Below are 14,512 nucleotides of genomic sequence, written 5' to 3'. Positions count from 1 at the left end.
ATCCTTAACCAATGGGGAGCGCACACACCTGGGGCGTTTCATCGAGCTTCAGCGCTTCGAGGGTCAAGCGCTCAATTTCGGCTTTTTCCGCCAGCCCTTGTTCGCGCAGTATTTCGTTCATCTGATCACGGTAATCAACGTCGTCAAGGGTCAGGCTCTGGTCGAAGACCGTTTGCATGCGCTGGTCAAACGGCTCGTTCAAGGCGTCGAAGGAAGCGCTGGAGGTGCGTTTCAAATAACGCGTCCAAAACGGTAATTCCATCAAAAACTTTATAAGCCTGGGAGACAATTCATCCGCTTTGACTTTAAGTTCGGCGGTGCTCAGCGCCGCTTGCGAAACCCCGGCCAAACGGGAAAAGCGCATGTGCCGGGGTTGCCCCGGCAAATAGAATTTGTCGACCAGCCCCGTTCGGTACGCCAGGCTGACTTCCAACGGATCGGCAGCGGGATGCTCCGTACTGTGGGCTTGCGCCATGCGCTCCAACCGGTCCAGACGGAACAGACCTCGACCCAGCCTCAACAGTGACTGGGCCGTCACGTGGCCGCCTTCGACCTGTTGCGCCGCCTCGTGAATTTCGACCAATACCTCCAGGTTACTGAAGCTCGTGGCGGCAGCATCGTCGCAATTCAAAGGTGTCGCTGCGCGCTCAAACACCTCCTCACGCAACTCCGCGTGGGCACTCGCAGCCTCCAGCACCCGCCAGACCCGGTGTTCAAGGTCCTCACGCACATGGGTGGAGTCCGCCGTCCCCCCCAACTCCGCCAGCAGCTTGAACAAACCATCAGATCCCGGTTCATCCCGCAGCCCTGACCACGTCGTGCTCCGTTGGGAGTAGTGGGCAAGCCACTCATCCGCCAGCCACAACTCCCGGGCTTTCTGCTCATTCAGACGGGCAATGTCGTCCTCCAGGAACCCCATGCCCACGCCTACGTTGTTGCGATAGTTGCGCAACAATTGACGACTGCGCAGGCCCAGCGGGTTATGGCGCAGATTAATCACCTCGGCGCGCGTGCGTGGCACGCTGAACAGCCAATCCGGCAGCTCAAGCAGATCATTTTCACGAAGATCGACATGCTCCAGATAGGGCAGGCGCAACAAGCCGACGGGCACGTTTCTCAACCGGCAATTTCGCAACGCCAGGGTGCGCAGATCAAACATTTTGCTGATCGCAGGCGGATCTATCAGAGGGTTGTTGTTCAGATTGAGCAATGTAAGGCCAGTCAGGCCGGCCAGTTTTACACGGGTGTGCTCCGTCAGTTGCAAGCGATTGCTGTCCAGGTACACACGCTTGAGTTCCGGCATCCGCGACAGCACCTCAGGCAGCCGCGTGAGCTGATTGTCGGAGAGTTCCAGCGTGCGCAATTGCTTGAAGTGCTTGAGGAAGTACGCCACATCATCATCAAGCCCCATATGATTCAACGACAAGCGCTGGACATGATCAAAGTTGACCCCTGGCGGCAAGGTCGGCAGTGAGCCCAAGGCCATGCCATCAAGCATCAGGCCGGGTACCTTTTCCCCCAACTCATCGGGCAGCAACGAGGCGTGCTGCCAACTGCTCTCGATTGCCTGCACCGCTTGCAGGCGACTGAGTCGATAGTCCGCCGACGTATAACCCGCCGGCGTCGACGCAACCCTTTCCCTGGCCCACCGGCCCAATGCTCGACGCAATTGCTCAAACTGTTCTTTAAGCGCCTTGACCGCTCTGGCGCGAGACAAGTGATCGGTTCCCAGCGCTTGGAGGAATGTCGCGATGCGCTGATCGTTGAACGACGGGTAGAGTTTGCGCACCTTGCGCACCAGGCCCCTGGGAAACCGGGCCGGCTCCCCAGGCCAGGACTGAATGCAGGATGCTGGCATTTCCTTGGGCTCGGCACGTTCGGGCCAGACGAAACGCGAGAGTTGCCTTCGCTGCTTCTGCGCCTGCTCGGTTATCCGATAACGCAACTGACTCGCGCTCTGCACGTCCATACCGGCCAAATCAACAGGGAGCAACGCATCGACGAGGGCCTGATACAGCCCCTCACGCCCATTGCTACGTATCCCCAGCGGCGCCCCCGTCTCATCGAACGCCTGGAAGTCTGCGCCCACTTTGACCAGGGTACGCGATGCCGTGGCCGTATCGCTGCCGACCTGGCCCAGCAGCCGTCCTGTGGGCGACCCGTCGCGCAATTGCAGCCTCAGGTCAGCCGGCCACCCCTCAAGGCCAGGGGCCAAGCCGAGCACCATGCGGCGTGTCGCATCGTTAGCCAACTCCGGCAGGTACAAGCCGATCAGCGCTTGGTCCTCGACCAATGTATCCAAGGCCTCGCGCGCCTGCTGAGCCAGCCGCAGAGGCACCCGCCCGGTCTGGCGCAACCGCCAGCGATTGGCGGCCGATGCCTGACCTACAACCTCCCTTGACACGCCCAGAGGCAACTGCGGGTAATGGCCCTTGAGCAACCCATGATCGGTCTGATCGATAACATCGCCGTTTTGGTAAAGCGCCTCATAGACCTGTCGATGGCGTTGCTGCAGCGATGCCATCAATCGTTGCTTGAGCACGCCGTGCTCCGCGCCGGACTCAACAGCTCCCCCCAGCAACAGCGCCTTCTCCTCGTGATCAAGCGCGGCCAGCGTGGTTGACATCACCTCGCCGTCCTTCAGTTGTTGCTCGGTGAGGTGGATGCTCAAGTCTTCATAGTCAAACGGCGCCGTATCGGGGTGACGCTCAAGCACATACCCTTCAGGGTCCAGCACCTCGAAAAAGCGCCCTTTGGGCCATCCCTCCATAAAGGGCAAGGCCATCATCTGGACCTTTGCGGTAGTGGGATCAAGCGGCGCATCGTGTTCCATTTGCCAGCGCAGATCACGCACCTCCTGGTTGTATTCAAAGCGCAACGCGCATTCATGAAATCGCTCGGACAGCGGGCGGTTCTGCCTCGCCAGTTGTTGCAAGCGCGCCAGGGTCATGTCGGTGATGGCGGCAATATCCTGCAGGTGCCCCTCTGGCAACGAGGCCAGGCTGGGGTCCAATCGCTGCAAGATATAGTTGGGGTTATCCCATTCTTCAGGGCGTTCGAACGCAAACTGCCACCCGCCCTGGCCGTTGTGCTGCAACGAGGGTCGGTAGGCAGTGTCGCGTTTCGGGTGACGGGCTCGCCAACGACCGATCCGCTCATCGTAGGCAATCGAGTAAACGCCGCCATCGATCTTGACGTATGACTGGCCATTGGCCTGATACACCCCTTTTGGGCTGGCAACCTTGCCTTCCAGCGTCAACGGCTGTCGATACGGTGTACTGCTTCTACGCCACAAGCGCACCGCGTCATCCGACGGACTGACAGCCTCCACGCCTTCAAAAAAATCGGGAGCCCTGCTGAGTACCCGCCTGGCCACCCCGCCTACCACTTTGACCCCAGTGGCGAACAGCGCCATGGACGCGATGCTTTGCGCCACGTTAATCAGGTGTTCAAGGGCGTGGGCGTTGTCGCGATGTTTCCAGTCTTCCACGCCCTCAAACACCTCACCCAACAACTCGCCAACGGCCACGCCCATCATCAACTGCCCCAACGCCGGCACCACCAGCCCGGCGACATTCAACAGCGTCAAACCGATATTCAGGTAGCGCTGCAGACGCTGCTTACGCGCGTCTTCGTCGACGTCCGCAACCGGTACTGCCAGCTCCCTGGCATCCAACTGCAGTTTTCCGACACAACTGTTGAAAAAGAATGTGGTCAGGCTGGTGAGCACCGGCAAGGGATCCATTTGATCCAGGTTTTTGTCTTTATCGAACTGCTCAAAAAAACTAAGCCGTTCGGACTCATCCAAATAAGCGGCGAATGCGCTGCGATAGCTGGCGACTTCGAGTCTGGAGATCAAGTAGGTGCTGAAATCGTGCAGCGTCGAGTACTCGAAGAGCGGACGCAGCGGATCTTTGGGCATGTACACCACCAACGGACCGTGGACAAAGTCGGTCTGTGAGTTACCGCAAAACACCAACACACTCCATACACACGCGCCACGAATTTTCAGGCCATGCCATACCAGCGGCCGCCCATTGAACAACAGTTCGTTGAGTTGACTGGCTGCCAGGCCGGTGTTGACGGCCTTGAGTAACAGACCGTACGTCGATTCCGCGATGTCGCCCTTGGCGCAGGCGATGTGCAAATCAACTTTCATATCACTGCAGCGCGATTGGCCAATATCGGAGACAGCCGGGTTGTAACCTCGCAAAGTCTCCATGGGCGCTTCATCGGGGCCCGGCAGGTTGAAGTGCTCACGCAAATGCGCCTGGTAGGCTTCGCCCACATCCAGCTCCCGGCAATAACCAATGAACTCATGGGCCTTGGGACTTGCCAGCACCTCCCCTTTGGCACCCTGACGGATCACGGTTCCTTGCGGCAGACCATCAGGTTCGGCGCGGGATGCGGGAAAGTTTTGCATGGCCGCCTGCAGCAGGCTGTGGTGCTCCAAGGTCTGCGTCTCGATAAGCATGCCGCCCAACAAAGGACTTATGCCGCTGATGGTGCGCCAGGGAATTTCCAGCAGATCATGGTCGAGGTCCAAAGAGCCAAGGCCCTTGGCCGCTAAATACGCCTTGAGCTTTTCGCGGCAAAATTCGTCGAGCGGTTTGATCTGCTTCAGCAGCCGCAAAGCACGCTCGCGTGGGAACTGACTCTCGCGATAATCGTCTTCCAGGGCTTTCAAAACCTCAGGTTTGGCTTTGATCAGCCAAGGCGGCAGCGTTGCCTGGAGCACCATGGCTTTATCCAGGTCGCCGGTTATCTCCAACAGCGCGCCGAGCAGTTGGTCCTGCGTCAACGGGTGGGTGACTTGCGCCAGTGAGTGTTGCTGTGTCATCAGCAGGGGTCCTTATTGAGTCGAATGGGCTCGAACAATAGGTCCGGTATCACGGCCAAAGGCGGTATAAAAAGCCGCAGGTTGTACGCTTGCTCCAAGGCCTTTCAAGGGCTGCGGCCATCTGCCTTATAACAGATTGATCTAAAACTCCGCGCATCCACCCCGGTCAGTTTCTGGGTACCCGCCGTTTTGGCGCTTGGTACTTCTTCCCTCCCCAACGGAAAAACCGGTAAGGACTTTATGTGCGGATTAGCTGGAGAACTGCGTTTCGATCACCAACCTGCCGACCTGGCAGCCGTGGAGCGAATCACCCATCACCTGGCGCCACGCGGACCTGACGCGTGGGGTTTCCAGGCTCAAGGGCCGATTGCCCTGGGCCATCGTCGCCTGAAAATCATGGACCTGTCGGACGGCTCCGCCCAACCGATGGTCGACGCCCAATTGGGCCTGTCCCTGGCCTTCAACGGTGCGATCTACAACTTCCCGGAACTGCGTGAAGAGCTTGAAGCCCTGGGCTACGCCTTCTATTCCGGCGGCGACACCGAAGTGCTGCTCAAGGGCTACCACGCCTGGGGCGAAGCGCTGCTGCCCAAGCTCAATGGCATGTTTGCCTTCGCCATCTGGGAACGCGACGCCAAGCGCCTGTTCATCGCCCGTGACCGCCTGGGCGTGAAGCCTCTGTATCTGTCGCGCACCGGCCAGCGCCTGCGCTTTGCCTCAAGCTTGCCGGCGCTGCTCAAGGGCGGCGATATCAACCCGATCCTCGATCCGGTGGCGCTCAATCACTACCTGAACTTCCATGCTGTGGTGCCTGCGCCGCGCACCCTGCTGGCGGGGATCGAAAAACTACCGCCAGCGACTTGGATGCGCATCGACGCCGACGGCAAGACTGAACAGAAAACCTGGTGGACCCTGCCCTACGGCCCGCGTGAGGACGAAAAAAACCTCACCCTGCAAGACTGGACCGACCGCGTGCTCGACAGCACCCGCGACGCCGTGGCGATCCGCCAACGGGCGGCGGTGGATGTGGGCGTGCTGCTTTCCGGCGGCGTTGATTCGAGCATGCTCGTCGGCCTGCTGCGGGAAGTCGGCGTACAGGATCTATCGACCTTTTCCATCGGTTTTGAAGACGCCGGCGGCGAAGCGGGCAATGAGTTCCAGTACTCGGACCTGATCGCCAGGCATTACGGCACCCGTCACCACCAACTGCGCATCGCCGAAAGCGAGATCATCGAACAACTCCCGGCCGCGTTCCGCGCCATGAGCGAACCGATGGTCAGCCACGACTGCATCGCCTTCTACCTGCTGTCGCGGGAAGTGGCCAAGCATTGCAAAGTGGTGCAAAGCGGCCAGGGCGCCGATGAGCTGTTCGCCGGTTACCACTGGTACCCGCACGTCGATGGCGCCAGCGATCCGTATGCGGCGTACCGCGAGGCGTTTTTCGACCGCAGCTACGACGACTACGCCGCCACCGTCGCGCCCAAGTGGCTGACCGCCAATGACGCCGCTGGCGACTTCGTGCGCGAGCATTTCGCGATGCCCGGCGCCGATGCAGCGGTGGACAAGGCCTTGCGCCTGGACAGCACCGTGATGCTGGTGGACGACCCGGTCAAGCGCGTCGACAACATGACCATGGCCTGGGGCCTGGAAGCGCGCACGCCGTTCCTCGACTACCGCCTGGTGGAACTCTCGGCCCGCGTGCCAGGCCAGTTCAAGTTGCCCGACGGTGGCAAGCAGGTACTCAAGGAAGCGGCGCGCCGCGTGATCCCGAGCGAAGTCATCGACCGCAAGAAAGGCTACTTCCCGGTGCCCGGCCTCAAGCATTTGCAAGGCGACACCTTGAACTGGGTGCGTGAACTGTTGCTGGACCCGAGCCAGGATCGTGGCCTGTTCAACCCGGCCATGCTTGATCGCCTGCTGACCGACCCTCAAGGCCAATTGACCCCGTTGCGCGGCTCCAAGCTGTGGCAATTGGCGGCGCTGAACCTGTGGCTCAGCGAACAAGGAATCTGATTGATGAAACCCCACGCAGCGGCTTATAGCCAACGCTTGCTCAAGGGCCAGGCGCCGACCTACGAGCGCCTGCAAGCCCGACTGGCCGAAGATGGCAGCCCCCTGGCCGCCGAACCGATTGCGGTGCATTGCGGCTGGGGCCGGTTGTTGATCGGGCATACCTTTCCTGATCCAGCAAGCTTGGCGCAGGCGTTGCTCCACGAGCAGCCCGGTGAGCGCGACATCGCCCTGTATGTGGCCGCGCCCCAGCAGATTCTCGGGATCGACCCGCAGCAGTTGTTCCTCGATCCGTCCGACACCCTGCGCCTGTGGTTTACCGACTACCGCCCGGCTACGCGGGTATTTCGCGGCTTTCGTATCCGCCGGGTGCAAACCGAAGCTGACTGGCTGGCCGTGAACCAGCTGTATCAGGGACGCGGCATGTTGCCCGTCGACGCCGAGCGCCTCACGCCGCGCCATCAAGGTGGCCCGGTGTACTGGCTGGCGGAGGATGAAGACAGCGGCGCGGTGATCGGCAGCGTCATGGGTCTCAATCACCAGAAAGCCTTTCACGATCCGGAGAACGGTTGCAGCCTGTGGTGCCTGGCGGTCGACCCGCAATGCACGCGGCCCGGCGTCGGCGAAGTGCTGGTGCGCCACTTGGTGGAGCACTTTATGAGCCGGGGCCTGAGCTACCTGGACCTGTCGGTGCTGCACGACAACCGTCAGGCCAAAAGCCTCTACGCCAAGCTCGGTTTTCGGGCGTTGACCACATTTGCGATCAAGCGCAAGAACGGCATCAACCAACCGCTGTTTCTCGGCCCCGGCCCGCAGGCAGGGTTCAATCCCTATGCGCGGATCATTGTCGAAGAAGCCCATCGTCGTGGCATCGATGTGCAGGTGGACGATGCCGACGCGGGCCTGTTCACCCTCAGCCACGGCGGGCGCCGTGTGCGCTGCCGTGAGTCATTGAGCGACCTGACCAGCGCCATCAGCATGACCCTGTGCCAGGACAAGAGCCTGACCCACAAGGTGCTCAAGGCCGCCGGTCTACAATTGCCGTCGCAGCAACTGGCGGGCAGCGCCGATGACAACCTGGAGTTCCTCGACGAACATCAGCGCATCGTGGTCAAGCCGCTGGATGGCGAACAAGGCCAGGGCGTGGCGGTGGACCTGCACAACATCGAAGAGGTGCAACAGGCCATCGAAGCGGCGCGCCAATTCGACAGCCGCGTGCTGCTGGAAAGCTTCCACGAAGGCCTGGACCTGCGCATTCTGGTGATCGGCTTCGAAGTGGTCGCCGCCGCGATCCGCCGTCCCGCTGAAGTGATTGGTGACGGCCATCACTCCATTGGTGCGTTGATCGAAGCCCAGAGCCGACGCCGCCAGGCGGCTACGGACGGCGAAAGCAAAATCCCGCTGGACGCCGAAACCGAACGCACCCTGGCCGCCGCCGGCTACGACTACAACAGCATCCTGCCCCCCGGTAAAACCCTGGCCGTGCGCCGCACCGCCAACCTGCACACTGGCGGTTGCCTGGAAGACGTGACTGCGATCCTGCACCCGACCCTCAAGGACGCCGCCGTGCGGGCCGCCCGCGCCCTGGATATTCCCATGGTGGGCCTGGACCTGATGGTGCCCGCCGCCGACCAACCCGAGTACGTGTTTATCGAAGCCAATGAACGGGCCGGCTTGGCCAACCATGAGCCGCAGCCGACTGCGGAAAAGTTTGTGGATCTTCTCTTCCCGCACAGCCAGCCGACTGCCCAATGACCTGTGGTGAGCAAGCTCCCTTGCCACACAAGCGCCTTTATCTGATCAGGAGTTTCCATGAGCCGAACCATCCCCGAACCGGATCTCAACTACCTGCAAAAAGTGCTGCTGGAAATGCTCGCCATTCCCAGCCCCACCGGGTTTACCGACACCATCGTGCGCTATGTCGCCGAGCGCCTGGAAGAACTGGGCATCCCGTTTGAAATGACCCGGCGCGGCACCATTCGCGCCACCCTCAAGGGGCAGAAAAACAGCCCCGACCGCGCTGTCTCTGCGCACCTGGACACCATCGGCGCCGCCGTGCGCGCGATCAAGGACAACGGCCGCCTGACCCTGGCGCCCGTGGGCTGCTGGTCCAGCCGCTTTGCCGAAGGCAGCCGCGTCAGCCTGTTCACCGATAACGGCGTGATTCGCGGCAGCGTATTACCGTTGATGGCGTCCGGGCATGCGTTCAACACCGCCGTGGACGAAATGCCGGTGAGCTGGGACCACGTAGAACTGCGCCTGGACGCCTACTGCGCGACTCGCGCCGATTGCGATTCCCTCGGCATCAGCGTGGGCGACTACGTGGCCTTTGACCCGCTGCCCGAGTTCACCGAGAGCGGGCATATCAGCGCCCGTCACCTGGACGACAAAGCCGGCGTCGCCGCCCTGCTCGCCGCGCTCAAAGCCATCGTCGACAGCGGCGAACCGTTGCTGATCGATTGCCATCCGTTGTTCACCATCACCGAGGAAACCGGCAGCGGTGCAGCCGCCGCCCTGCCGTGGGATGTGAGTGAGTTTGTCGGCATCGACATTGCGCCAGTCGCCCCCGGCCAGCACTCCAGCGAGCATGCGGTCAGCGTGGCAATGCAGGATTCCGGCGGGCCGTATGACTATCATCTGTCCCGCCACCTGCTGCGCCTGGCATCGGAAAACGACCTGCCGGTACGCCGCGATCTGTTTCGTTATTACTTCAGCGATGCGCACTCGGCAGTGACCGCTGGCCACGATATCCGCACGGCGCTGCTGGCGTTTGGTTGCGACGCGACCCACGGCTACGAGCGCACCCATATCGACAGCCTGGCCGCTCTGAGTCGCCTGTTGGGCGCGTACATCCTCAGCCCGCCGGTGTTCGCCAGTGATGCGCAACCGGCCCAGGGTTCACTGGATCGGTTCAGTCATCAGTTGGAACATGAGACGCAGATGGAGAGCGACACCCGTGTGCCGTCGGTGGACAGTCTGGTGGGTCAGAAGTCCTGATACTGGCAACCAGCGTCCCGGCGCAGTAGCATCGCCGGGACTTAACCCCTGAGGCTTGTATGCTGATTCCCTACGATGCACTTGAAGTCGACACCCTGACACGCCTGATCGAAGACTTCGTCACCCGCGACGGCACCGACAATGGCGACGACACGCCCCTGGAAACCCGCGTACTGCGCGTGCGCCAGGCGCTGACCAAGGGCCAGGCGCTGATTGTGTTCGACCCGGAAAGCGAGCAATGCCAGTTGATGCTCAAGCACGATGTGCCCAAGCATCTGTTCGATTGAGGGGGTCAAGGGTTGGTAGCAGGTTGGGGTTGAGTGGCTTGGCGTTCGAGGATTTTGCGATGCACCTCGGCGCGGTGCACATTGATTCCCGCTGGCGCGACAATGCCGAATTTCACCTGGGTACCGTTCAGTTCGAGGACGTGCAAGGTGATGTGATCCCCGATGGAGATGATTTCGCCTACAGCGCGGCTTAAGACCAGCATGGCGGTTGTCCTTTTGGAGTGACAGGACCCCGACCATGCGCGATGACTGGAGTGGCTTCAATGGCTGGCAGCCAAATCAGGCAATACCTACAAACGCAGGTAAATTGCCTGACAGACCAACACTGAATCAGCCCTTCACTGCCTGCGCCTTGGCGCGCATCTTGTCGGCCATGGTGGTCATTTCGTTGTAGAGCAACTGCGGGTTTTTCTGCTTCAGCGCCCACGCCATGCGACCCTGCTCGTGGGGCAGGATCATGAACTCCCCTTCAGCCACGCGTTGATAGATGTAATCAGCGATATCCGCCGCCGAGATCGGCGAACTCTCCAGTAACTTGCCCACCTGGGCCTTCATCGCCGGCGTCGGCCCACGGAACGAGTCCAGCAGGTTGGTCTGGAAGAACGACGGGCACACCACATGCACGCCGACTTCCTGTTGCTTGAGCTCGACCAGCAGGCTTTCCGACAGCGCCACCACACCGGCCTTGGCCACGTTGTAGTTGCTCATGGCCGGCCCTTGCATCAGCGCCGCCATGGAAGCGATGTTGATGATGCGGCCCTTGCTCTTTTCCAGCAGTGGCAGGAACGCCTTGCAGCCCTTGACCACGCCCATCAGGTTGATCGCGATCTGCCAGTCCCAATCCTCCAGGGACAATTCTGCGAAGAAGCCGCCTGAGGCGACGCCGGCATTGTTGACGATCACATCAATGCCGCCCAGCTTCACCTCGCACGCCTGGGCGAACGCGGTGAGCTGACTGTAGTCGCGCACGTCGCAACGCTGGATAAAGCCATCGCCACCGGCCTCACGCACGAGTTTGAGGGTTTCCTGCAAGCCCGGCTCGCTGACATCCGACAAGGCCAACTGCCAACCCTCGCGGGCCCAGCGCAGAGCGATTTCACGACCCAGACCGGACCCGGCGCCAGTGATCATCATGCGATTTTGCATAGGAAGTAGCCTTGTGGTTCACAGAAGAAGTGATCGGCAGTGTAGCGAAGGTTTTTCCCCCACCCACGCACCATCAGATTGCTGAATGCCCCAGGCAAACCGTGGGCCCGGTCGGATGCCTGCCTATAGCCTAAGTTCAATCTTTTTCAACTAGGAGGGGGTAGTGGCGAGCGTATTAAAAGAAATAAGCACGTTTGCAAAATGCTTTAAAAAAACACGGAATTTTCTGCGACGCGCAGCAGTCGGAGTTGTTAAGGCGCCCGTAATTAAACCTGCGGTCCTAATGTTTAATCATCAGTCCTTGCACAAGGCCTATAAGGAAATAAAACCATGAGCCTCATTCTAATTATCATCCTGATCCTGCTGCTGGTCGGCGGTCTGCCAGTGTTCCCGCATTCGCGCAACTGGGGCTATGGCCCGTCGGGTATCCTGGGTGTCGTGCTGGTTGTCCTGCTGGTCTTGTTGTTGCTCGGCCGGATATAAAAACCGCATAAAAAAAGAGGCCTGAAAAGGCCTCTTTTTTATTGCCGGTTAGTTAGTCCGGCTTGCCGTCAATTACGCCGGCGGTGTTATCCAACAGGCTTTTGGTGGCCGTCTGCAGGAACGATTCAAGTTTCTGCTTCAGCGCGGCCTCGTCCGGCGATTCAGCAATCACCTTACCGGTCGGGTTGGCGCCCAGTTCGTATTGCCACAATTTCGGTGGCATCTCCTTGGGCAGCACGAGGATGCGGTCTGCGGTAACCAAGGCCACGGTCTGGTCGCTGCCCGAAGGCTTGATCACGCCGAAGCCTTTATCGCCTTCCGGCAGGTTCAGCAAGTCACGGCCCCAGCACTGGTGCAGGGTGTCGCCACCGAGGCGGCCCATGATGGTCGGCACAATGTCGATCTGAGTGCCCACGGTGTGGTCACGCTCGCCGAACTTCTCCTGCATGCCCGGTGCGATCATCAGCATCGGCACGTTGAAGCGGCCCAGGTCCATCTCGGTGATCTGCTGTTCGTTGCCAAAGCCGTGGTCGCCCACGATCACAAACAGAGTTTCCTTGAAGTACGGCTCCTTGCGGGCCTTTTCAAAGAACTGGCCCAGGGCCCAGTCGGAGTAGCGCATGGCCGTCAAATGCTCGTTGAGGCTGCCACGGTCAGTGACTTTCTCAACCGGCAATGGGGTTGGCAACGCGTACGGCGTATGGTTGGACAGGGTTTGCAGCAGTGCGTAGAACGGCTTGCCACCTTCGCGGGCTTTCAACTCCTGCAGGCCACGGTTGAACATGTCCTGGTCGGACACGCCCCACGTCGGGTCGGAGAACACCGGGTCGACGAAGTCGTTACGGCCGATGAAGTTGGTCATGCCCTGGTTGCTGAAGAAGCCCGACTGGTTGTCCCAGGCGAAGTCGCCGTTGTAGACATACACGTCGTTGAAATCACGCGCGCTGAGCAACTGCGGCAGGCCAGACAGCTTGTGGCTGCCTTCCGGCGTCTGCATCAGGTATTCGAAACCCGGCAGGTTCGGGAAGCAGGCCATGGTGGCGAACATACCCTGGTGGGTATGGGTGCCGTTGGAGAAGAAGCGGTCGAACAGCAGGCCTTCCTTGGACAGTTTGTCGAAGGATGGCGTGATATTGCCCGGACGACCCAATGCACCCACCGAGTGACCGGCGAAGCTTTCCATCAGGATGACCACGACGTTCTTGATCGGCAGGGTCTTCTCGGCCGGTGGCATGTAGTCACGGCGCACGGCGGCGGTGTCGGTATTCACCAGTTTCTCTTGGGGCAGTACCAGCATGTCGCGCACGGTCTGGGTCGCCAGCGGCTGATCCAGGGTAGCCTTCCAGATATTGGCACGGTCTTCACCGAACCGGGCCTTGGCCGCCGCGATCAGCGACAAGGTGCCATTGAGGCCCAACTGGTTGGCGAAGTTCGAGTCGGTGGTGTACACGTCACCCCAACGCAGCGGCGGGCCCTGGCGCAGGGTGCCACGAGCGGCAACCACGGCGATCAGCAGGCAGACCACGAACACCGCGATGCGGTTGTACCACGGCGCCACCTGGCGCGTGCCAATGCTGCCACCGCTGAACGGGCCGCGTGGGCGCGTGGCGCGGTCGGCGCCTTTGAAGGCGATGCTCAGGATCAGCGTACCCACGGCCCAGGCCAGCAGGTAGCGCACCACCGGGAAACCGTACCAGAGCATGCTCATCACGGTTTTCGGGTCTTCCTTCACGTACTGGAAGACCAGGCCGTTGAGGCGCTGGTGGAACTCGCGGTAGAAGTCCATCTCCATCAAGCCCAGGAACAGGGCGATGCTGGACGCGATGGTCAGCCAGAAACGGAAGAAGCCTCGCGCTGCCATGGCCCGTACGCTGAACAGTGCCAGCAGCAGCGGGATCAGCAGGTACACCACCAGGCGCAGGTCAAGACGCAGACCGTTGGCGAACGCTTCCAGGAAAGTCGAAGCCGGTGTGTCGAGGATCATCTCGCGGTTGTAGACCAGCAGCGCCAGGCGCAGCAGGGAGAACATCACCATCATGACCAGTGCGCAGAGCAGCGTGTACGCCAGATGGGATTTGACGGTCGGTTGCAGCAGGCGATTAGAAGCTCGCTGCTGACTCAGGGCGTCCGGGTTTGCCATGTCGTTTCAGGACCCATTGGAAGTTTAAGTGACGAAATATCGCAGTGGCGCGAATGGTGCCCGATCAGTCACAGCAAGGCTATTAATTACTGAACGTGCGCCGCTGCAGCGCCTTTAATGGCAGGCAGAAAAAGCCGGGGAATTGTCTTGGATGGGTTGTGAAAATTGTGTGCAGCGAATATTTCGATACACAAATCTAGAGGGCACCCTGAAACCAAATGTGGGAGGGGTTTGCCCCCGCTAGCGGTGTGTCAGTGCCAGATGAGTGGCTGATACACCGCTATCGGGGCATAGGTAGCTACACAACTGCTTGCTCTTACGCTGTTGCTGTTGCTCTGGCTTTTGATCTTGATCTCAGGCGCCCCGTCAAACACGCTGGCCGAACGCAGGCTTGAATCCGTGGGTAACCCGGCAGGACGCCGGGTTAGCCGCCCTGCGCCATGGATGGCGCGTGGCGGCGGCCCACGGATTCAAGCCCGTGTTCGGGCACACCGAGCCTAAGCGAGGTGCCGAGTGTTGGGGCGAAGGCCTTTTGGTTACTTTTGTGCCTTTACAAAAGTGACACGCCGTAAGGGCGTAACCCTAAGTAGCCGTTACCGCAGAAACGGA

The 14,512-nt window shown here is 60.5% G+C and carries 9 protein-coding genes; 5 read left to right on the top strand and 4 right to left on the bottom strand.

Annotated elements, in window-relative coordinates; genetic code table 11:
- Positions 1-4: 4 nt before the first annotated feature.
- The gene (locus tag EJD88_RS18010; protein ID WP_158878640.1) at positions 5-4,840 is read right to left on the bottom strand and encodes an NEL-type E3 ubiquitin ligase domain-containing protein; all 4,836 of its coding nucleotides are present in this window, start codon (positions 4,838-4,840) and stop codon (positions 5-7) included.
- A gap of 240 nt (positions 4,841-5,080) precedes the next feature.
- Between EJD88_RS18010 and EJD88_RS18005 the strand changes: the two genes are divergently transcribed.
- The 4 genes from EJD88_RS18005 to EJD88_RS17990 are packed head-to-tail and all read left to right on the top strand — an operon-like array spanning position 5,081 to position 10,134.
- Complete coding sequence (locus EJD88_RS18005; protein ID WP_099586345.1) at positions 5,081-6,853, top strand: N-acetylglutaminylglutamine amidotransferase; 1,773 nt, start codon at positions 5,081-5,083, stop codon at positions 6,851-6,853.
- Between the two features lie 3 nt (positions 6,854-6,856).
- The gene (gene ngg, locus EJD88_RS18000) at positions 6,857-8,605 is read left to right on the top strand and encodes an N-acetylglutaminylglutamine synthetase (RefSeq protein ID WP_158878639.1); all 1,749 of its coding nucleotides are present in this window, start codon (positions 6,857-6,859) and stop codon (positions 8,603-8,605) included.
- 57 nt (positions 8,606-8,662) lie between these two features.
- Positions 8,663-9,847, top strand: coding sequence for an osmoprotectant NAGGN system M42 family peptidase (locus EJD88_RS17995; RefSeq protein WP_099586347.1), 1,185 nt, complete (start codon positions 8,663-8,665; stop codon positions 9,845-9,847).
- A 59-nt stretch (positions 9,848-9,906) separates the two neighbouring features.
- On the top strand, positions 9,907-10,134 hold the full coding sequence (locus tag EJD88_RS17990; RefSeq protein WP_003192759.1) for a YheU family protein: 228 nt from the start codon (positions 9,907-9,909) through the stop codon (positions 10,132-10,134).
- A gap of 5 nt (positions 10,135-10,139) precedes the next feature.
- Here the strand turns inward: EJD88_RS17990 and EJD88_RS17985 are convergent, their stop codons facing one another.
- Together EJD88_RS17985 and EJD88_RS17980 are read right to left on the bottom strand one after the other, a co-directional pair.
- On the bottom strand, positions 10,140-10,337 hold the full coding sequence (locus EJD88_RS17985) for a carbon storage regulator (protein ID WP_099586348.1): 198 nt from the start codon (positions 10,335-10,337) through the stop codon (positions 10,140-10,142).
- Between the two features lie 127 nt (positions 10,338-10,464).
- The gene (locus EJD88_RS17980) at positions 10,465-11,280 is read right to left on the bottom strand and encodes an SDR family oxidoreductase (RefSeq protein WP_099586349.1); all 816 of its coding nucleotides are present in this window, start codon (positions 11,278-11,280) and stop codon (positions 10,465-10,467) included.
- A 330-nt stretch (positions 11,281-11,610) separates the two neighbouring features.
- Between EJD88_RS17980 and EJD88_RS17975 the strand changes: the two genes are divergently transcribed.
- Entirely contained in the window at positions 11,611-11,763 is a 153-nt protein-coding gene (locus EJD88_RS17975) for a DUF3309 family protein (protein ID WP_015885095.1), read from the top strand.
- 52 nt (positions 11,764-11,815) lie between these two features.
- Here the strand turns inward: EJD88_RS17975 and EJD88_RS17970 are convergent, their stop codons facing one another.
- Entirely contained in the window at positions 11,816-13,903 is a 2,088-nt protein-coding gene (locus tag EJD88_RS17970; protein WP_158878638.1) for an LTA synthase family protein, read from the bottom strand.
- Positions 13,904-14,512 lie beyond the last annotated feature (609 nt).

It is taken from the genome of Pseudomonas sp. PB105 (genome assembly GCF_009764655.1).
In the GTDB taxonomy this organism is placed as follows: Bacteria; Pseudomonadota; Gammaproteobacteria; order Pseudomonadales; family Pseudomonadaceae; genus Aquipseudomonas; species Aquipseudomonas cyclaminis.
This window is presented reverse-complemented; position numbering and strand designations above follow the sequence as displayed.